This window comes from Streptomyces sp. NPDC005195 (genome assembly GCF_040608315.1).
In the GTDB taxonomy this organism is placed as follows: Bacteria; Actinomycetota; Actinomycetes; order Streptomycetales; family Streptomycetaceae; genus Streptomyces; species Streptomyces kaempferi.
Genome location: NZ_JBEXHZ010000017.1, coordinates 21,411 through 40,209 on the forward strand (window position 1 = coordinate 21,411; position 18,799 = coordinate 40,209).

Consider the following 18,799-nt stretch of genomic DNA (forward strand, 5'->3'; position numbering starts at 1 on the left):
ACGAACCCTCCGACCGCCACGACCGCGGCGCCATCCATGACATCCCCGGGCTCCACGGGCTCCCCTGCCTCCACGGGCTTCGAGGAGAAGCTGCTGACCGTGCCGCCGCCCATCGAGGTGGCGGGGCGGTGGGTCAAGCGCTATCACGTGACCGCCGACCCGGCGGGCATCGCGCCCGAGGTCGAGGAGGCGGCGTACGCGCTGCTGCCGGAGCTGCTGCCGGAGCCGGACGGCACCCCGCCGGCGTCGTTCGTCGTCCTGCACCGGGGCGGGGACGACGGCGCCTACCTCAACGTGTACAGCTGGGTGTGGGACAACGTGCTGCACTTCCGGGGCGCGGCGGCGGGCCAGCCGGTACTGGGCTGCCCGGACCGGGACCCCACCCACTTCGGGACGGTCGCGATGCCCTGGATCGGCTGCGTCTGGGAGCTGCCGCCGATCCTGCACGAACGCGACGCCTGGGTACGGCACTTGCTCTCACCGAAGGTCCCCGACCTCGGCGCCTACCTCGCCGACTCGCTTTCCGGGGGCACGACGGGAGACCGCTCATGAGCGGCCCGCACGACTTCGACTTCCTGCACGGCGACTGGAACGTCCACCACCGGCGTCTGGCGGACTTTCTCGACGACGCCAGCGGCTGGGAGGAGTTCCCGGCCACGAGCCGCTGCTGGAGTCTGTTCGACGCGGCCGCGAACATCGACGAGATGGCGGTGCCGGGTCAGGGCTGGAAGGGGCTCACCCTGCGGTTGTTCGACCCGGCGGCGCGGGTGTGGTCGCTGAACTGGTCCTCCAGCCGCAGCGGGAAGCTGTTCCCGCCGGTCACCGGGGCGTTCGGGAGCGAGGGACGCGGGGTGTTCCACGGCGACGACACCCACGACGGGAGGGACGTACGGGTGCGGTTCGTGTGGTCGGGGATCTCCGCGACCACGGCCCGTTGGGAACAGGCCTTCTCCGTGGACGGGGAGAGAACCTGGGTGACGAACTGGGTCATGGAGTTCACCCGGCCGGCGGCTTCCTGAACGCGCGCAGCGCGAACCGCGGTTCGGGGCGCGGGACGTCCTGATCGGGCAGCGCCTCGAGCAGCGTGACGAAGTGCTCCGTCAGCGGTTCGCCGGGCGCCAGCCTGGTGAACCAGCCGCGCCGCAGGTCCGCCACGGTGCGCTGCGGGCTGCGGCCCTGCCCATGGCCCCAGAACCGGCTCCGGCCGGCCGGGACGAGGCCGTACTCACCGGCGTACGCCGTCACCCGGTCCGCCGCGTCCCGGGCGGGCCGTCGCGGACGTGGGGCGAGTACGGCGTCGATGTCGCTGCCGACGTCGTGCGCGGCGGCCTTGTCGACGGTGGTGACGTACACCCCGCCCGGACGCAGTACCCGTGCGCACTCGGCGACGATGTCCCGGACGTCCGCGCCGCTGTCGGCCAGATGCAGCAGCCATACGCTGGTGACGGCGTCGAACGAGCCGTCGGCGAAGGGCAGTCGACGGCTGTCGGCGCGTATCACGGAGCCCGGGAGCCGTGCCGCGGCCATCCGCGTCATGCTGTGCGCGGCGTCCGCGCCCGTCACCCGCAGCCGTGGACGTGCGGCGGTGAGGCGTCGGGTGACCGTTCCCGTACCGCAGGCCGTGTCGAGCAGGTCGCGCGCGTCCTCGGGGACGAGGCCGAGCACCGCGTTCGCGGCCGCCTCGGCGCGGGGTTCACCACCGCGGCTGGCGTCGTAGACGGCGGCTTCCTTCTCGTAGTCCAGCATGCGGGTCAGGCGGCGCCGTGTCCCGGGGCGAGCCTCTCCACCCTGCGGGCGAGCGCGAAGTCGAGGTCGGTGACGGCGCCGCCGACGCTGTGCGTGTTCACGGTGAGCGTGATCGTGTCGTAGCCGAGTGTCAGGTCGGAGTGGTGGTCGAGTTCCTCCTGCACCTGGGCGATGTGCACGACCATCGCGGTCGCGGCGGTGTGTGAGGCCAGGCGGTAGGAGCGCCTGAGGTGGTCGCCGTCGAGCGACCAGCCGGGCAGGTCCGGCAGGCGCGCCTCGATCTCCTTCCGCGACAGGGGCTCGACGGGCATGACTTGCTCCTTCGGTACGGCTTCGGTACGGCTTCGGTACGGCGCGGCGGGCGGGGTGTTTCCCAGCGTGCCACAGTCCTTGGGCCCGGTCTCGTCACCGGGTTCCGCGTCCCCGCCGCCCCTGTCCGTCCCATGCCCCGCCGGGCGGCTTCCGCACGCGCCCTCCTGAAGCGGGTGTCGGGGGTTCGTGTCCTGCCGTATCCGATGCCATCCCACTCTCGTACCACTGCTCACGCGACTGGCGCGACCTGCTGGCCACAGCCGGGATCACCCACAAGCGCACCCGCCCCTACCGCTCGGAGCGGGAACGGCGTGAGGCGTTCCCGCAGTGGCTGCGCACCTACAATCACCACCGCGGACTCACCGCGCTCAAAGGCCAACCACCCGCCAGCCGCGTCCCCAACCTCAGGGCAATACACACTCGCTGTAGCGGGACATTGGTGACTTGACCTTGCGGGTGCTGACCCGTTGCCGGCGGGGCGGGAGCAGGCCGATCAGGATCCGGCGGCCGAGCGTTCCGAGGAGGGTGTCGCGATCGGTGTCCGCGGGGATGATGCCGGTGGCCTGGATCACCTGGTCGCGGGCGGTGTGGAGCGTGATGCTGAAACAGCAGCGGTCCGGGTCGGTACCGGGCAGGGACTCGACTGCGTCGACCATCACGGCGCGTAGCGCCTGACAGAACGTGAGCAGGGACCATATCTCAGATTCGATGCCTGCCGGGTCACCCGAGCGCAGGTTGCGATGACCGTCGTGGTCCAGCAGTACCGGCGCGAGATCGGCACGGGCCTGGTCCGCGCCTGGTCCACACGCACTGATCGACAGCGTGACAGAACAAGATCAAGGTGAGGCACCCCTTCTGACCAGCTGCGGAGTGGGCAAGATCCGGGCCGATGGAGGCGCTTTCGCGTCCTCACGTTTTTCGAGACCGTTCCCTCAGACCGTTCGGGCAACCTGCAGCCCGCTAACGTCCTGGCCCACCCGGGACGGAGCGGGTACAGCCTACGTCCTCTTTGTGCCGTAAAGGGTTTGATCGCGTGAGCATGGCATCAGAGATCGGCACATTCGTCGCCGTCGCTACAGTTCTCACTATTACTCCAGGATTGGACACCACACTCGTCCTCCGGGCAGCAGCGCGTCAAGGAACACGAATTGCCTATGCCACTGTCTTCGGCATCTGCGTCGGCGTGTTGTGTTGGGGCTTGGCTGCCGCTGTCGGCGCGAGTGCGATTCTGGTGGCCTCGCCAACCGCTTATACCGCCCTCTGTGTCGCGGGGGCCGGTTACTTGATCTGGCTGGGAATCGGCATGCTCCGTCGAGCTCGCAGACGAGGATGGAGCGAGCAGACTTCCGATACCGATGCCACGGCTTCAACAGCTGGCAAAGCTATTCACTTTCGCGCCTGGTCGCGAGGGTTCTTTTCGAATCTGCTCAATCCACGCTTCGGACTCTTCTATATGGCCATGTTGCCTCAGTTCATCCCAGATGGGGCGCCTCATTTCCTCATGGGACTGATTCTGGCTTTGATTCATAACACTATTGACTTGATTTGGTTCAGTCTGTTGATACTCGGTGTCCATTTCCTGGGATACTGGCTCAATAAACCCATCGTTCAACGCGCCCTGGATTGCGTTGCCGGCGTTGTCCTACTCACCTTCGGAGTCAGGTTGATCATCCCTGTATTCCTCTAGCCTCGATCTTTCGTGACGGTCCGTCGGTTTTTTCGGTGGGCCGTTTTGGCTTGTCGTACGGATTCTGGGCAGGGTTGCGGCCCGATTGTCGTGCCGGGTGGACGCCGGTTTCCACGTTTCCGGCGGGGTGCTGCTGGTGCAGGGGCGGGATGTTGTGGCTGGTCAGCCTGGGTTCGGAAGGGCGGCGAGTCGCTGGACAGCGTCGGTGATGACGTCGGTCCAGGGCCAGTGGCGGGCGAACCGGAGGTGTTGTCGACGAGCGGTGCTGACCAGCTGAGCGGCGGCGGAGAAGAGCCGCAGACGTAGTCGGCGGGGTTCCCAGAGCCGGGGCTTGCCGGTCAGCGCGAGCATGGGCAGCCAGGCCAGTAGGTCGAGTGCGAGCTGGACGATCTCCAGCCAGATCCGGTTCTGGGCGGTGTCGTGCAGGGGCAGGTTGCGCAGGCCGGTGGCACGCGCATTGCGGATGCGGTCCTCCGCCCTGGCCCGTCGGCGGTGCCGCAGTTCCAGGTCCGTGATCTTCCCGTCCGATGTGTTGGTGGCGAAGCAGGTGAGCCGTAGTCCGTCGGCATCGGTGAAACGCAATTGGGCGCCGGGGTGCGGCCGTTCCTTGCGGACCACCAGCCGCATCCCCCTGGGCCAGCCCTTGAGGACGTCGCCGTCGAGTTCGGCGGTCCAGGCGCCCTCGCGGATCTCGCCTCCGGGTTCGACGGCGGGTGTCCAGGCGGAGGCCGGGACCTTCAGCACGGCCTGATGAATGGCGTCGGTGATGGTCATCCCGACCGAGTACGACAGCCACCTGCCGCGCTGCGAGAGCCAGGCCAGGAACTCGTGAGTGCCGCCTGCGGAGTCGGTGCGAATCAGTGTGGAGCGGCCTCGCCGATGCCGTTTCGGGAGCTGGGCCAGGGCGAGTCGGGTGGTGGTGATGTGGTCGGCGGCGGTGTTGCTGCCCGCGTTCCCCGGCCGGAGCAGGGCCGCGACAGGCTCTCCGGTGCCGCCGCTTCCGTGATCGACGAAGCCCATCAGCGGGTGGTGGCCGAAGGATTTCTTCCAGGTCGCTGCCGCGTCCTGCTTCTCGGAGTGCGCCAGCACCAGCACACCGTCCAGGTCCACGATCACTTCGCCTGCGGCATCCGGCGCCGACGTCCCGGCCAACTTCCATACCCGCGCGGGTACTTCGCCCCGGGCAGCACGGATCGCATCCAGGGCCTTTGGGCCGGCTGCGGCGAGGGTGTCGATGAGCCGCGAGACGGTCGGGTCGGAAGCAACCGGCCCGAACACCGCCGGCTCGGCCCGCAGCATGCCCACATCCGCGAGACAGTCCCCGCCGAGCGCGATCGCCATCGCCACATCCAGCAGTATCTTCCCCGGATCGTGCACCGCCCGCGGTTTGCGCCACGGCGTCAGAGCCGCAGATATCGTCTGGTCCAGCCCGGTCTTGCGGGCCGTCTCCACGAGCAGGACGCCTCCCGCCTGCGAGACCACTGCCCGGCCACCACCCTCGACGCGGACACGCGGGTAGGACCCGATACGCTTCTTCACCTGGGAAGTGCCTCCGACGGTGGCAGGAACAAGGACCTCGACAATCCTCATTCTTGCTGGTCAGAGGCACTTTCTGCTTTCCTGACCACCCTTCGGACAACCCGCACCGGCGACTCCTCGAGGTGAACTACGCGGAGTCGACCATGTGAAGGTGACGAGGCAAACGACCCTGTCCGCACCCCGGGTCCCGTTCTTTACCGTGCGGGCGACCTCATCGTTGCGAGCATAAACGGTCACGGGAGACCCGTCGGGAAGCCCCAAGTGGATGGCGACGTGCCGCTTCACCTGGGAGGTGCTTCCTTGCTCGCACCCAACAGGACCCTCGACAAGCCCCAATCGTGCTGGCCAGAGGGCATGTCCCCCGGCCGCGATCAAGCCTGGACAAGCCCGGCTGGTGAAAGCCCGAGGCTAGGTCGGGCATCATTAAATCGCGAGCGATCGATCTTCGAACCGGCCGGTCGGCTCTCGGCTGGTGCTGCCTCGCATACCTTCATCCGCACCGGCCGGACCGTTCGCATCGGAGTGCAACTGTGACTGGACCAGGGACAGTCTGCGCCTACGCTTCTCCACCGCCACTGGTCCGTGGCCATCTACCTCCGTGCCGGATGGAAGCCCCGGCCACGCGCCACGTCGGTGGCGTCCACTCTCGACATCAACGAGGGCGAACACCGGCGCACAAGGACAGGTTCCACAACAGCCCCGTCAAATAGCCGACCGCGAACAACCCCGTAAGCGTGAGCGGGTCGGACTCCTCCACTGACGGTAAGTCAATCTCCTTGTCCGACGCCCTTTTTGCCGCCACGGCGACCGTCAAGACGGTCACTCTCCCCGCACGCCCCGTCAGAATCGGCGGCGGCCCGGACGAGGTTCTGTTCCAGGCGTTCGAGGGTGTGCAGGGCGACGGTTCGCTCGTCGGCGGTGAGTCCTGCCGTGGAGAGGTCCTCCAGGTGGCTCCAGACCTGCTCGACCTCGCGGCGCAGGGCATGGCTGGCCGCCGTAGGTTCGATGAGTGAGGCACGCCCGTCGGTGGGCGAGGGACGTCGGCGGACGAAGCCGGCCTGCTCCAGGCGCCGGACGGTACGGGTCATCGTGGCGGCGTCGGAGTCCATCAGCCGCACCAGGTCGGCCTGCCTCTGGGGGCCGAGCTCCCACAGGTGCATCATCACCAGCTCCTGGCCCGGATGCAGGCCGATCCGGCGCAGCAGCTGTCCGGCGAACATGCGGTGCAGGCGGGCCAGACGGAAGATCGCGTGACTGACCGGTCCGCTGCCGGCCGCGGCCGGTACCGGAACGGTGACCTCCTGCCCCGCCCCTGCGAGGCCTTCTCCGGCTTCCGGTGTGGACTGCGTCATCAGAACCTCACTTTCCTGCTTGGGCAGCATAAGCCTACCTTCCCTTGCCGTACCCGGCGGAACCGCAGAGATATGAGGACATATAGGGATCGTTGGCGCCGTGTTGCGCGCTTCACACGGGAAGGCGGGAATGGAACCGGTCCAGTTACCTGTTCGGACAGGTGATTTACTTGTTCAGACAGGCATCTGCTGGTGCGGGCTCGTGAGCGCCTCGCCGCGGAGCCCCGCTCACCGCACTACTCGCCGCACCACTCACCGGGAGCAAGAAACCCATGACCACTGCTTTCGATCCGATCGACCTGGGCGGCAAGCGCCTGGCGAACCGCCTCGTGATGGCGCCGATGACCCGCAGCCGTGCCTACGGTCCCGGCGCCGAGCCGACCGAGCTGATGGCGACGTACTACGCACAGCGCGCCACCGCCGGGCTGATCGTCACGGAGGGCATCCAGCCCTCGCCGCTCGGCCAGGGCTACCCCGACACCGCCGGCCTGCACACTCCCGGGCAGGTACGGGCATGGCGGACGGTGACCGACGCCGTGCACCGCGAGGGCGGTGCGATCTTCGCGCAGCTGATGCACACCGGCCGGATCGGGCACCCGAGCCTGCTGCCCGACGGGCTGGTGCCGGTGGGGCCGTCGGCCGTGGCCGCCGAGGGGCGGGTCTACACCCGCGAGGGGCCGAAGGAGTTCGTGACGCCGAAGGCGCTGAGCGGGGCGGAGATCAGGCGGACCGTCGCCGACTTCGCCGAAGCCGCCCGCAACGCGCTCGATGCCGGGTTCGACGGCGTGGAGCTGCACGGTGCCAACGGCTACCTGATCCACCAGTTCCTCGCGCCCAACACCAACATCCGCACCGACGAGTGGGGCGGCACCACCGAGGGCCGGATCCGCTTCGCCGTCGAGGTCGTCACCGCCGTGGCCGAGGCGATCGGCGGCGACCGGGTGGGCCTGCGGATCTCGCCCGGGAACCGGTTCAACGACATCTCCGAGGACACCCCGGACGAGGTCTACCTCGCCCTGCTCGACCGGCTCGCCGGCCTGGACCTGGCCTACCTCCACCTGATGGAGGGGTCGAACCGCGACCTGACCCCGCGGCTGCGCAAGGTCTGGCCCGGCACGTTCGTCCTCAACCCGTTCACCCATCCCGACGTCACCGGCGCCGACGCGCTGGGTCTGATCGAGGACGGGAGCGCGGACATGGTGGCCTACGGTGCGCTGTTCCTCGCCAACCCCGACCTGCCCCGGCGCCTCGCCTCCGGCGGCCCCTTCAACGACCCCGACCAGGCCACCTTCTACGGCGGCGACCATCGCGGCTACACCGACTACCCCACCCTCACCGCCTGAGCGCCGACCGTCCCGAGGCGGCCGCTCGGTGAGTCACCGCGCCTGCAGTCGTCCCTTCTCTTCCCTCTCACCCCTGACCTGGGAGTTTTCGATGTCCAAGGCAATCACCTTCTCCGAGTACGGCGCGCCCGAGGTGCTGCGGCCGTCGGAGGTCACCCCGCCGGAGCCCGCGCCCGGCCAGGTCCGGATCCGGGTACGGGCCGCCTCCGTGAACCCCTTCGACCTCAAGTACCGGTCCGGTCTGATGGCGCAGGCCGCCCCGGCGCGCCTCCCCGTGGTCCCCGGCCTGGACGCGGCCGGTGTCGTCGACGCCGTCGGCGAGGGAGCCGGTGCGGCCGTGGGGGACGAGGTCCTCGGTTTCACCGTCGGCGGCAGCTACGCCGAGTACGCCCTGCTGGAGCGGCCGGTGGGCAGGCCCCGGGCCCTGTCGTGGGAGGTCGCCGCCTCGCTGGTCACGGTCGGCGAGACCGCGTCCCGTGTCCTGCGGCAGCTGGGTGCGCGGGCCGGGCAGACCCTGCTCGTCCACGGCGCCGGGGGCAGTGTGGGCACCATCGCGGTGCAACTGGCCGTCGCTCGCGGCATCACCGTCGTCGGGACCGTCGGCGAGCACGACGTCGAGCGCCTCACCGCGCAGGGCGCCACCGCGGTCCGCTATGGCGACGGCTGGGCGGAGCGCGTGAGGGCAGCGGCCCCCGAGGGAGTCGACCTCGTCTTCGACGCCTCCGGGGCCGGCGTCCTCGCCGACTCCGTCGCCCTGGCCGGCGACAGCGCGCGCGTGATCACCATCGCCGACATGTCCGCCGCCGAGCACGGTGTCCGCTTCAGCGCCGGCAGCGCCGACCAGGCCGAAGACTTCCTGCCGCGGCTGGTTCAGCTGGCCGCGGCCGGCGAACTCGACGTCCCCGTGTGGCGTACGTACCCGCTCGACCAGGCCGCCACCGCCCACCGGGACGTCGAGGCCCGCCGCAACAAGGGCAAGGTCGTTCTGCTTCCCTGAATCTCCGTGCCGCCGCCTCGCCGCCGGAGCCGGCGAGGCGACAGGCGGCAGGCGGTTCTGTCCTCTCGGCCCGTCCGGCGTTCGGGTGCGCACCGGTTCAGACCGGAGCGAGTGTCCGAGAGGCGGCAGCCCCCGGACACAGAACGGGTTGGGCAGGAACGGCAGGAACGGCAGGAACGGCAGAGACGAGGAAAACGGCTCCGGCCGCCCAGGGCCGACCCCGGTTCAACAGCGCGCGCCCGCCCGCTCCTCGACTACGGTCGGCGTATGCCCATGGTCACCTCCGGTTCGAGCACGCCACCGATTCCCCCGGCCGGCGCGGGAGTCGGCCCGCTGCTGCGCGGCTGGCGGGAGCAGCGCCGGGTCAGCCAACTGGAGCTGGCGCTGCGGGCCGACTCCTCCGCCCGGCACATCAGCTTCATCGAGACGGGACGCTCCCGTCCGAGCGAGGAGATGGTGCTGCGGCTGGCCGAACACCTCGACGTGCCGGTACGCGAACGCAACGCGCTGCTGCTGGCCGCCGGTTACGCCCCGCACTATCCGGAGACCCCCCTCGACGCCCCGGCGATGGAGGCGGTGCGTGAGGGCATGGAGCGGCTGATCCGGGGTTACGAGCCCTACCCGGCGCTGGTGGTCGACGCCACGTACACCGTGCTCGCCGCGAACCGGGGTGTCGCCATGTTCCTCGACGGTGTCCCCGAGTCGCTGCTCGCGCCGCCGCTGAACGCGATGCGGCTCACCCTGCACCCCCAGGGCCTGGCTCCGCGCATCCGCAACCTGCGGGAATGGCGTGATCACCTGCTCGCGCAGATGGAGCGCCGGATCGCCCTGCGGCGCTCCGCACCACTGCGCGCGCTGTACGAGGAGGTGGCCGCGTACCCGGTTCCGTCCGTGGATCCGGAGCCGGCCGACGCGGAGGCCGCCGAGCCCGTTCCGTACTTCGCGCTGCCGATGAGGATCGAGCACGACGGGCGGATCCTGTCGTTCATGTCGTCCATCTCCACCTTCAACACCCCGATGGACGTGACGGTCGCCGAGCTGGCCATCGAGACGTTCCTGCCCGCCGACCCCGCCACACTCAAGTACCTTCAGTCACTTGCGTCTTGACGAATGGTCAACGATCCGTTTGAGTCGGTCCCGTCCTGTCCGACCCCATGAGGGCACCGGGGTCGCATGACACACTGCTCGGGGGTTTCGGCGCGTGGGGAGGGCCTGGCGTGAGTGAGCGGCGGGCTGCGCCCACCGTGGGGCAAGTGGTGCTCGGGCGGCGGCTGCAGGAGTTGCGGGAAGCCACCGGTCTGCGGCGCGAGGAGGCCGCGCGTGTGCTGCGGGTGGCTCCGGCGACCGTGCGCCGCATGGAGATGGCCGAGGTCGCCCTCAAGATCCCTTACCTTCAGGTACTGCTGACGACGTACGGGGTCGCCGACGAGGAGGTCACCGCCTTCGTCGCGCTGGCCGAGGAGGCGAACCGGCCGGGGTGGTGGCAACGGTTCCACGACGTGCTGCCGGACTGGTTCAGCCTGCATGTCAGCCTGGAGGGCGCCGCCCGCATGATCCGCTCGTACGAGCCGCACTTCGTGCCCGGCCTGTTGCAGACCGAGGAGTACGCGCGGGCCGTGCTGGAGGCCGGGACGGTCGGGCAGACGGGTCCGGAGGCCATCGAGCGGCATGTCACGCTGCGCATGACGCGGCAACAGCTGCTGCTGGGGCGGGAGAACCGGCCCCGCCTCTGGGTGATCATGGACGAGACCGCGCTGCGGCGGCCCGTGAGCATCCGCGGTGAGGTGATGCGCAACCAGATCGACCGGCTGCTGCGGGAGTTGGAGAGCGACGACATCTCCCTCCAGGTGGCCGAGTACGCGAGCGGGCCGCATCCGGGGACGTACACGTCCTTCGCGCTGTTCCGCTTCGCGGAGCCGGAACTGCCGGACATGGTCTACAGCGAGTACCTGACCGGCGCCGTCTATCTCGACTCGCGGCGCGAGGTGGCCACGCATCTGGAGGTCCTGGACCACATGTCGGCCCAGGCCGCCTCCGTCCCCCGCACGAAGGAGATCCTGCGGGAACTGCGGGACTCCTACTGACGGGAGCCCCGGTCCGGACGGGAGTTCCGCGCGGACGCGAGTTCCACACGGACGTGACTTCCGGACGTACGCGACTCCCACACGGACGGGGTCCCGGTGAGGAGGAGCACACCGGCCCCGCACCCCGACTCCCGGGTCCCCTGCCCTCCATGCGGTTCACCTACGCCGCGCCGCCCCTCGCCTCCCTGTCGTCGTCCACGATCTCCGCGTCCACCACGCCGTCCTCCTCGGCCGGGGCGTGCTCATCGGCCGGGGCGTGCTCGTCGGCCGCTTCGTCGCGGGGGGTCTGCGCGGCCTGCGCGTACATCGCCTGGCCCATTCGCTGGCTCACGGAGGCCAGGTTCTCGACGCCGGTCCGCAGCGCGGTCGTGTCGTCGGCGGAGTCCACCAGGAGCCGTTTGAGGTCGGCGATCGCGGACTCGACCTCCGGCCTGGTGGCGGGCGGTATGCGCTCGTCGTTCTCGCGGAGGAACTTCTCGGTCTGGTAGACGAGTTGCTCGGCCTGGTTGCGGGTCTCGGCGGCCTCACGGCGCGCACGGTCCTCGTCGGCGTACTGCTCGGCCTCGCGCATCATCCGGTCGATGGCGTCCTTGGGCAGTGCGGAGCCGCCGGTGACCGTCATCTTCTGCTCGCGTCCGGTGGCCAGGTCCTTCGCGGAGACGTGCATGATCCCGTTGGCGTCGATGTCGAAGGCGACCTCGATCTGCGGGACCCCGCGCGGCGAGGGCGGCAGCCCTGCCAGGTCGAAGACACCGAGCTTCTTGTTGTACGCGGCGATCTCCCGCTCGCCCTGGTAGACCTGGATGCCGACCGACGGCTGGTTGTCGGCCGCCGTCGTGAAGATCTCTGAACGGCGCGTCGGGATCGTGGTGTTGCGCTCGATCAGCGTGGTCATGATGCCGCCCTTGGTCTCGATGCCGAGGGAGAGCGGGGTGACGTCGAGGAGCAGCACGTCCTTGACATCACCCCGGATGACGCCCGCCTGGAGAGCCGCTCCGAGCGCCACGACCTCGTCCGGGTTGACGCCCTTGTGCGGGTCCTTGCCGGTGAGTTCACGGACCAGGTCCGTCACCGCGGGCATCCTGGTCGAGCCGCCGACCAGGATCACGTGGTCGATGGCGGCGAGTCGCACGCCCGCGTCCTTGACCGCCCGGTGGAAGGGCGTCCTGCAGCGGTCGAGCAGATCGGCGGTCAGTTCCTGGAACTGAGCGCGCGTCAGTTTCTCCTCCAGGTGCAGGGGACCCTCGGCGGAGGCGGTGATGTAGGGCAGGTTGACGGTGGTCTCGGAGGAGCTGGAGAGCTCGATCTTGGCCTTCTCGGCGCCCTCGCGCAGACGTTGCAGCGCCATCTTGTCACGGCCCAGATCGATGCCGTGGGAGCCCTTGAAGCGCTGGGCGAGATGTTCGACGATCCGCTGGTCCCAGTCGTCCCCGCCGAGCCGGGTGTCGCCGTTGGTGGCCTTGACCTCGATGACCCCGTCGCCGATCTCCAGGAGCGAGACGTCGAAGGTGCCGCCGCCCAGGTCGAAGACGAGGACGGTCTGTTCCTCGCCCCGGTCGAGCCCGTACGCGAGGGCGGCGGCCGTCGGCTCGTTGATGATGCGCAGGACCCTCAGACCCGCGATCTCGCCGGCCTCCTTGGTGGCCTGTCGCTGGGCGTCGTCGAAGTGGGCGGGCACAGTGATCACGGCATCCGTGACGTCCTCGCCGAGATACGCCTCCGCGTCCCGCTTCAGCTTCTGCAGCACGCGTGCCGACAGTTCCTGGGCGCGGTAGCGGGTGCCGTCGACGGAGCCCTGCTCCGGGAAGCGCCAGTCCGCGTCGCCCATGTACCGCTTGACCGAGCGGGCGGTGCGCTCCACGTTCGTCACGGCCTGCCGCTTGGCGACCTCCCCGACGAGCACCTCGCCGTTCTTGGCGAAGGCCACCACGGAGGGTGTGGTGCGCGCGCCCTCCGCGTTGGTGACGACGGTGGGGTCGCCCCCTTCGAGGAGGGCCACCACCGAGTTCGTCGTACCGAGGTCGATCCCGACCGCACGTGCCATTGTCCATCCCCTTCCGCCGGGGTGCTGCCCGGCCTCCAGCACAAAACTTGAGTGCCGTCTTGTCAATGGGGCGTGCTTCTCCGGCGGGTCCGGACACCATGGTGCCGCGGCCCCGTGGGACCGCGGCACCATGCCGTACGGGGTGTCAGGCGAGCTTGGCGGTCAGGGTGATGGTCGTACCCGTCAGGGCAGCGCTGACCGGGCAGTTCTTCTTGGCGTCCTCGGCCGCGGCCACGAAGCCGTCGTTGTCGAGGCCCGGCACCGTGCCCTCGACGGTGAGGTGGATGCCGGTGATGCCCTCACCGGGCTGGAACGTGACGTCGGCGTTGGTGATCAGCTTGGTGGGCGGGGTGCCGGCGCCCGCGAGGGCGTGCGACAGCGCCATGGAGAAGCAGCTGGAGTGGGCGGCGGCGATCAGCTCCTCGGGGCTGGTCTTCCCGTTGGCGTCCTGCGCCCGCGACGCCCACGTCACCGGCTGCTCGCCGATGCCGGAGGAGTCGAAGGTGACGACGCCGCTGCCCTCGAGCAGGTTGCCTTCCCACACGGTGTGCGCGGTGCGCGTGGTTGCCACGATGAATCCCTTCGATGGGGCGGATGGGGTCCCGTTTTCCGGGTCCGTACGCACCATCCGATCACACCCGCGCGCCGCTCACCCAGAATGACGGCTCACCGGACGCGGAAGACCGGCCCCCGCGCCGTGAACGGGAGCCGCGCGCCGTCCGGGATCAGATACGCGTGCTCGCGCCGCACCCGCAGCACGTCGCACCAGCCGTCCGTGATGACCAGTACCGGTGCGCCGGGCGGGAAGTCGTCCGCGCGGTGCAGCAGGTCGATGCCGGGCTGCAGCACCGTACCGCCGCGGCCGTGCACCCGGACGCGGCCCGCGATCTCGGTGACCGGCAGAAAGCCCGCGTCGTGCGGCGCGCTGTCGCAGAAGACGACGCGTGCGGCGGGTACGTCACGGGCCTCGGCGTACGAGGCGATCGCGCCCAGCGCCTTGCCGAGCAGCGTGCGGTCCATGGAGCCGGAGGTGTCGAGGACGACGCCGAAGGTGCAGCGGGCGATCTCCTCGGGCGGGAAGTACCGTCCGGCGCGCGGGATGTCGGGGGTCGAGGCCTGCCGCCGTGCCGGACGCGCGTACGTCCGTACGGGCTCGGGGCGTGGCACGAACTCGTCGAACCAGCGGGCCAGCCGGGCGTCCCAGGGCAGCGGCGGGTGGCTGAGCGCGCGGATCTCCTCCACCAGGCCGCCCGGCAGGAGGCCGCGCTCCTGGTACTGGTGCAGGTCGAGGCCCCGGGCCAGCCCGCGGCGGTACAGCTCGTCGAGGTCGACGTAGTCGCGCGGCGAGCCGATCGGACCGCCGAGGATGTCGCCGGCGCCCTTGCCGCGCAGGGTGGACAGGCGGCGCATCCGGCGCAGGTCGGTCGCGATCCGGTCGTAGACCTCCTCCGCCGACAGGTCCGTCAACTCCGCGTCGTACAGCAGTCCGTCGGGCATCGTGCCGACCTGCATCGCGCACAGCCAGCCGTTGACGACGTAGTCGCAGGCGACGTTGAAGAGGTACGGGTCGCGGGTGCCGCACCGGTCGCCGTGGCGCAGCGCGGCGTGCAGCATCTCGTGGGCGAGGACGAACCGCCATTCCTCGTCGTCGAGCTCGCGCAGCGGATTGATGTAGATCTCGCCCGCCGCCGCGTCGACCGCGGCGACGGAGATGTCGTACGCGCGGGCCAGTTCGGCGTCGGCGACCAGGGTGATGCCGGCCGCGATGCCGCCGAGCAGCGGGTAGGAGGAGACGAACCAGCTCAGCGCCCGCTCCCAGGGCTGGAGCCGGGTGGGTCCCCCGCGCATCGAGGACCGGCGGCCGCCCGCCACGTCCATCGCCGTGGCCACGGTGCGCGTCAGGGCGTGCGCGAAGGCGAGCTGCCAGTCGGGGGCGGTGCCGCCCTTCCAGCTGTTCCAGGGCACCAGCAGCTGGTCCGGGTCGGAGCCGGCCGTGCCGCAGCGGTCGTACGCGGCCGGGATCCCGTCGCGGCGCCAGCGCGCGGCGAGCTGCTCCTCGTCGCCGCCGGGGTACGAGGGCGGAAGGTCGTCGGGGGTGGTGCCGACGGGGAAATGGAGCAGGAAGCGGTTGACCACGGCGCAGCGGGCGGCGAGGTCGTGGCGGTCGGGCTGCTCGCGCCGGCCCGCCGCCGCGGGGACGTGACCGAAGCCGAGGTGGATGGCCCCGTGCGCGACCGCCCAGGCCCACTCGGCGGGTTCGGCGCGGCGGGTGGGGTGGACGTGCAGGACGCCGTCGGAGTCGACCCGGACGAGGCCCTCGCGGGGCGACGCGGCACATTTCTCCTGGCGGCAGGTGCTGAACCCGATGGCGGCGAGCGCGCGGTTGGCCCTGACCAGTCGCATGCCCTCGGCGAACGCCTCCCCCGCCGGGTCCTTCTTCTGCTTGTCCCGGGCGCGTGCGCGGCTCACCGGCGGGCCTCCACCAGCCGGGGCAGGTCCCGGGCGGCCTCGACCAGGAACCACGCGGGCAGGACGGGGTTGCCGTCGGTGTCCGGGGAGATGACGCTCTGGGCGACCTCCACCGAGATCTCGGCGAGCTGCACCAGCAGCGACTTGGCTCGGAACGCGGTCTGCTGTCCGGCCGCCGAGAGGTGGTCCTTGCTCGCGGGCAGCTCCTTGACCAGCCGTCCGCGGAAGGACTCGGCGAGGTAGTAGAGCAGGTCGCGGTCCTCCGGGCGGTGCGGCCAGCGGGCGTCGCCCTTGAGGACGGCCTCGATGCCGAACCGGCTGCGCACGATCTTGACGTAGCCGCGGAAGGCGACCGCGTGCGCGGGCGTCAGCGTGCCGTGCGCGATCACGCCCAGGGTGGCCTCGTCGAGAGCGGGACCGAACGAGTGCAGGGCGTCGGAGAGGATGTGCCAGGAACGGGGCGTGGAGAAGGGCTCCTCCGTCTTGGGCGGCTTGGACCACAGGTGGTCGGGGCGGTCGGTGAGGTGGTCCACGACCCAGGGGTGGATGCCGTTGCCCGCGGCCCAGACCAGCCAGTCCTTCGGCGAGGCCTCCAGGTGCACATGGGCGAGGCGGTTGACGAGCGCGGAGGCGATCGGGCGGGCCAGCGCGTTGTCGGTCGCGCGGTTGCCCGCTCCGATCACGATCGACCCGGCGGGGAGCTCGTAGTTGCCGATGCGGCGGTCCAGGATCAGCGAGTAGAAGGCCTTCTGGACGTCGGGCGTCGCCGCGTTCAGCTCGTCCAGGAACAGGCAGTACGGCTCGTCGCGGGCGATCGCCTCCGGCGGGCAGAAGACGGACCGTCCGTCACGGATCTGCGGAACTCCGATGAGGTCCTCGGGCGCGAGCTGGGTGCCGAGCAGGCTCACGCACTCCAGTCCCAGCGATTCGGCGAACTCCCGTACCAGGGAGGACTTTCCGATGCCGGGAGCGCCCCAGACGAAGACGGGCCGCACGGTGGCGAGACCGAGCAGCAGCTCCGGGAGGCGGGCGGGGGTGACGGTGACGGCTGCGTGCACGCACGGACTCCTGGGAGGTGTTCGGGTGGAGCGCGCGGTCGCGCGGTGTCCGGGACGGCCAGTGTGTGCGCGTGGGTCCGTTCACCGCAGCCCATTTTCAGGCGACGCGCTCGCTCCCGGCCGCCGGCAGCGGCACCTGGGGTCCGTCGCACTCGCGCAGCCAGCCGCGCAGGACGCGGTGCACCCGCTCGGCGCCCACCAGGTCGCCGTCGTCGTCGGCCGGCTCGGACAGGGCGAGCGGCGACATCAGGAACGGATGTCCCTGCGCGCCACCGAGTCCGCCGTGCGAGCCGATCTGCTCCTCGAAGGCGAGCACCTCGCCCTCCTCGGGGTCGTACCAGGAGTTCACCATGATGTCGGCGGTGTGCGGGAACGTGTGCGTGCGCCGTACGGCGTCGGCGGCGCCGGGGCCGAAGTCGGCGAGCGGGCCCGGGTGTTCGTCGTCGAGCGTGTCGACGGGCGCCTCCGCGCCGTGCGCGCCGATCACCAGCCCGCCGTGTTCCTCGCTGCGCACGAGCAGGAAGCCGACGCCGGGGTGATTGGCGAGCGTGGACAGCAGAGCGGGGTGGCGGCGATCGATCTCCTCGCGGCTCATCCGGTGCGGCACGTCCGGGAAGGAGACGAGGCCGAGGTTGCCGGAGGCCAGGACGACGGGTTCGGAGTGGCGCGAGGGACGGTGGCGGCCACCGCTCTCCTCGACGGGCCGGCGCAGCGCTGCCCGGACGGCCGCCCGCGCCTCGGTACCGCTGTGCGTGCCCCGCGCCCGGCGCGGCACGGGCAGCCCGCAGCCGGCCCGGACCAGGTTGCCGAGGCTGAGGCCGTAGCGGGTCAGGAAGGTCTCGCCGGGGCTCTGCCCGTGGTCCGACAGGACGACGATCCGGTAGGGCCGGGGGGCGTGTTCGGCGACCTTCTCGATCAGCGCGAGCGAGCGGTCGAGGCGCTCAAGGACCTTCTCCGTGTCCCGGCCGCGCGGCCCGGAGTGGTGCGCCACCTCGTCGTACGCCACCAGATCCGCGTAGACCGCGTTGCGCCCGGCGAGCATGTCGCCGATCACCGCGGCGACGACGACGTCCCGCTCGACGACGGTGGCGAAGGCGCGGACGATGGGGTACAGCCCGCCGCGCCCGACCCGCGGGCGGCGCTTCCGCAACCGGGCGCGGGTGGACTGGCCGGTCTCGCGGAACACTTCGGCGACGAAGGACATCGCCGTGCGGACGGCGTTGGCGGGGTCCGAGAAGTAGGCGAAGTAGCCCGAGCGGGAACGGTTCTCCCGGCCTCTGCGCGCGGCCATGGAGAGCACGAGGGCCAACTCGTCCGCGCCACCGCTGAAGAGGTTGCCGCGGCTGGCTCCGTCGACGGTGAGCAGTCCCCCGTCGCCGGTGTACCCGATGGCCCGGCGCTGGAGTTCGGCGGCGCTGCTGGGCCGGTTGCAGACCATGACCTCGTGGGTCTCCTTCTCGTACCACCTGAAGGCCGGGATGTCGTGGTTGCTGCCGTGCAGGATGCCGAGCTGGCTGGCGCCGGTCTGGCTCGACCAGTCGGTGCGCCAGGGGGTGAGCCGGTGGGTGGTGCCGAGCCACCGCGCGACGGTCGGCATGAGGCCCTTGCCCGTCGCCTCCTCGAGCACGTCGTGTCCCACGCCGTCGAGCTGGACGAAGACGACGCCGGGGGTCGAGGGACCGGCATGGCCGTCGGACCGGTCGCGGCGGCGGGCCGCGAGCCGGTAGAGCCTGCGCCGGTAGGCGTCGTCGTCCCGGACGGCGAGAGCGCCCCCCGTCGCGGAGGCGACCGCCGACATCACGGCGGCGACGACCACGGCGGTCTCCGGCGCTGCCTCGCTCTGTCCGGAGGGGTTGACGCGCAGGGCGAGCAGCAGCAGCGAGCCGTTCAGGAAGAAGACGAGCAGACCGAGTATCAGCGCGGGCACGAGCAGCAGGGCCCGCACGAGCAGCGGCCACACCAGCGACGACAGCAGACCGAAGACGCCCGCGCCGGCCGCCGCCGTGACGGCGATGCGGGTGGCACTGTCCCCGTTGTCGGACTGGAGCTGGAAATCGGGCAGCGCGCCGGCCAGCACCAGCATCGTGACCGTGGACACGGCCCATACCGCGATGCTCCGTCCGACCCCGCTGAGGACCCGTCGCCACCGTCCTCCACCCACGCCCTGT

General features: G+C 70.6%; 17 protein-coding genes. 7 read left to right on the forward strand and 10 right to left on the reverse strand.

Translation table 11 applies throughout. The annotated features are described in order from the left end of the window. Nucleotides 1-36: 36 nt before the first annotated feature. Together ABZV34_RS19385 and ABZV34_RS19390 are read left to right on the forward strand one after the other, a co-directional pair. Nucleotides 37-552, forward strand: coding sequence for a hypothetical protein (locus ABZV34_RS19385; protein ID WP_356277730.1), 516 nt, complete (start codon nt 37-39; stop codon nt 550-552). Continuing rightward, on the forward strand, nt 549-1,019 hold the full coding sequence (locus tag ABZV34_RS19390; RefSeq protein WP_356277733.1) for a hypothetical protein: 471 nt from the start codon (nt 549-551) through the stop codon (nt 1,017-1,019). The genes ABZV34_RS19385 and ABZV34_RS19390 overlap by 4 nt, the downstream gene beginning before the upstream one ends. On the opposite strand, the gene ABZV34_RS19395 is transcribed toward ABZV34_RS19390, so the two are convergent. The 3 genes from ABZV34_RS19395 to ABZV34_RS19405 all read right to left on the reverse strand — a co-directional run bounded on the left by ABZV34_RS19395 (nt 997) and on the right by ABZV34_RS19405 (nt 2,717). Continuing rightward, a complete protein-coding gene (locus ABZV34_RS19395) occupies nt 997-1,746 on the reverse strand; it encodes a class I SAM-dependent methyltransferase (RefSeq protein WP_356277736.1) in 750 nt (249 codons plus the stop codon). The two genes, ABZV34_RS19390 and ABZV34_RS19395, sit on opposite strands and share 23 nt — an antisense overlap. A 5-nt stretch (nt 1,747-1,751) precedes the next feature. Continuing rightward, the gene (locus ABZV34_RS19400; protein WP_356277739.1) at nt 1,752-2,057 is read right to left on the reverse strand and encodes a 4a-hydroxytetrahydrobiopterin dehydratase; all 306 of its coding nucleotides are present in this window, start codon (nt 2,055-2,057) and stop codon (nt 1,752-1,754) included. 405 nt (nt 2,058-2,462) lie between these two features. Next, nucleotides 2,463-2,717, reverse strand: a complete 255-nt coding sequence (locus ABZV34_RS19405; protein WP_356277742.1) for a hypothetical protein — start codon at nt 2,715-2,717, stop codon at nt 2,463-2,465. Nucleotides 2,718-3,097: 380 nt separating this feature from the next. Between ABZV34_RS19405 and ABZV34_RS19410 the strand changes: the two genes are divergently transcribed. Then, nucleotides 3,098-3,745, forward strand: a complete 648-nt coding sequence (locus ABZV34_RS19410; protein WP_356277745.1) for a LysE family translocator — start codon at nt 3,098-3,100, stop codon at nt 3,743-3,745. Nucleotides 3,746-3,907: 162 nt separating this feature from the next. Here the strand turns inward: ABZV34_RS19410 and ABZV34_RS19415 are convergent, their stop codons facing one another. Both ABZV34_RS19415 and ABZV34_RS19420 read right to left on the reverse strand, forming a co-directional pair. Next, nucleotides 3,908-5,284 carry an IS1380 family transposase gene (locus tag ABZV34_RS19415; RefSeq protein ID WP_356277748.1) on the reverse strand — a complete coding sequence of 459 codons (1,377 nt, stop codon included), beginning with the start codon at nt 5,282-5,284 and terminating at the stop codon, nt 3,908-3,910. Between the two features lie 767 nt (nt 5,285-6,051). Beyond that, complete coding sequence (locus ABZV34_RS19420) at nt 6,052-6,636, reverse strand: MarR family transcriptional regulator (RefSeq protein ID WP_356277751.1); 585 nt, start codon at nt 6,634-6,636, stop codon at nt 6,052-6,054. 272 nt (nt 6,637-6,908) lie between these two features. On the opposite strand from ABZV34_RS19420, the gene ABZV34_RS19425 reads away from it, so the two are divergent. The 4 genes from ABZV34_RS19425 (at nt 6,909) to ABZV34_RS19440 (ending at nt 11,060) form a co-directional block, all read left to right on the forward strand. Next, nucleotides 6,909-7,979 carry an alkene reductase gene (locus ABZV34_RS19425; protein WP_356277754.1) on the forward strand — a complete coding sequence of 357 codons (1,071 nt, stop codon included), beginning with the start codon at nt 6,909-6,911 and terminating at the stop codon, nt 7,977-7,979. Between the two features lie 91 nt (nt 7,980-8,070). Next, on the forward strand, nt 8,071-8,976 hold the full coding sequence (locus ABZV34_RS19430; protein WP_356277757.1) for an NADP-dependent oxidoreductase: 906 nt from the start codon (nt 8,071-8,073) through the stop codon (nt 8,974-8,976). Nucleotides 8,977-9,243: 267 nt separating this feature from the next. Further along, complete coding sequence (locus tag ABZV34_RS19435) at nt 9,244-10,083, forward strand: helix-turn-helix transcriptional regulator (RefSeq protein ID WP_356277760.1); 840 nt, start codon at nt 9,244-9,246, stop codon at nt 10,081-10,083. A 110-nt stretch (nt 10,084-10,193) separates the two neighbouring features. Then, on the forward strand, nt 10,194-11,060 hold the full coding sequence (locus ABZV34_RS19440; RefSeq protein ID WP_356277763.1) for a helix-turn-helix transcriptional regulator: 867 nt from the start codon (nt 10,194-10,196) through the stop codon (nt 11,058-11,060). 160 nt (nt 11,061-11,220) lie between these two features. Here ABZV34_RS19440 and dnaK read toward each other — a convergent pair whose 3' ends face one another. The 5 genes from dnaK to ABZV34_RS19465 all read right to left on the reverse strand — a co-directional run bounded on the left by dnaK (nt 11,221) and on the right by ABZV34_RS19465 (nt 18,792). After that, on the reverse strand, nt 11,221-13,104 hold the full coding sequence (dnaK, locus tag ABZV34_RS19445) for a molecular chaperone DnaK (protein WP_356277767.1): 1,884 nt from the start codon (nt 13,102-13,104) through the stop codon (nt 11,221-11,223). A gap of 145 nt (nt 13,105-13,249) precedes the next feature. Then, complete coding sequence (locus ABZV34_RS19450; protein WP_329320403.1) at nt 13,250-13,675, reverse strand: OsmC family protein; 426 nt, start codon at nt 13,673-13,675, stop codon at nt 13,250-13,252. Nucleotides 13,676-13,770: 95 nt separating this feature from the next. Next, nucleotides 13,771-15,573: a hypothetical protein gene (locus tag ABZV34_RS19455; RefSeq protein ID WP_356277771.1), complete on the reverse strand. Its 1,803-nt coding sequence runs from the start codon at nt 15,571-15,573 to the stop codon at nt 13,771-13,773. Then, on the reverse strand, nt 15,570-16,631 hold the full coding sequence (locus ABZV34_RS19460) for a MoxR family ATPase (protein ID WP_356277774.1): 1,062 nt from the start codon (nt 16,629-16,631) through the stop codon (nt 15,570-15,572). Before ABZV34_RS19460 ends, ABZV34_RS19455 begins: the two co-directional genes overlap by 4 nt. 97 nt (nt 16,632-16,728) lie before the next feature. Continuing rightward, nucleotides 16,729-18,792 carry a phage holin family protein gene (locus ABZV34_RS19465; protein ID WP_356277777.1) on the reverse strand — a complete coding sequence of 688 codons (2,064 nt, stop codon included), beginning with the start codon at nt 18,790-18,792 and terminating at the stop codon, nt 16,729-16,731. Between the last annotated feature and the right edge of the window lie 7 nt (nt 18,793-18,799).

Excerpts from the sequence above, each read along its gene's own strand:
- ABZV34_RS19385 (WP_356277730.1), top strand. The coding sequence starts at position 37 with ATGACATCCCCGGGCTCCACGGGCTCCCCTGCCTCCACGGGCTTCGAG.
- ABZV34_RS19390 (WP_356277733.1), top strand. The coding sequence starts at position 549 with ATGAGCGGCCCGCACGACTTCGACTTCCTGCACGGCGACTGGAACGTC.
- ABZV34_RS19395 (WP_356277736.1), bottom strand. The coding sequence starts at position 1,746 with ATGCTGGACTACGAGAAGGAAGCCGCCGTCTACGACGCCAGCCGCGGT.
- ABZV34_RS19400 (WP_356277739.1), bottom strand. The coding sequence starts at position 2,057 with ATGCCCGTCGAGCCCCTGTCGCGGAAGGAGATCGAGGCGCGCCTGCCG.
- ABZV34_RS19410 (WP_356277745.1), top strand. The coding sequence starts at position 3,098 with ATGGCATCAGAGATCGGCACATTCGTCGCCGTCGCTACAGTTCTCACT.
- ABZV34_RS19420 (WP_356277751.1), bottom strand. The coding sequence starts at position 6,636 with ATGACGCAGTCCACACCGGAAGCCGGAGAAGGCCTCGCAGGGGCGGGG.
- ABZV34_RS19425 (WP_356277754.1), top strand. The coding sequence starts at position 6,909 with ATGACCACTGCTTTCGATCCGATCGACCTGGGCGGCAAGCGCCTGGCG.
- ABZV34_RS19430 (WP_356277757.1), top strand. The coding sequence starts at position 8,071 with ATGTCCAAGGCAATCACCTTCTCCGAGTACGGCGCGCCCGAGGTGCTG.
- ABZV34_RS19435 (WP_356277760.1), top strand. The coding sequence starts at position 9,244 with ATGCCCATGGTCACCTCCGGTTCGAGCACGCCACCGATTCCCCCGGCC.
- dnaK (WP_356277767.1), bottom strand. The coding sequence starts at position 13,104 with ATGGCACGTGCGGTCGGGATCGACCTCGGTACGACGAACTCGGTGGTG.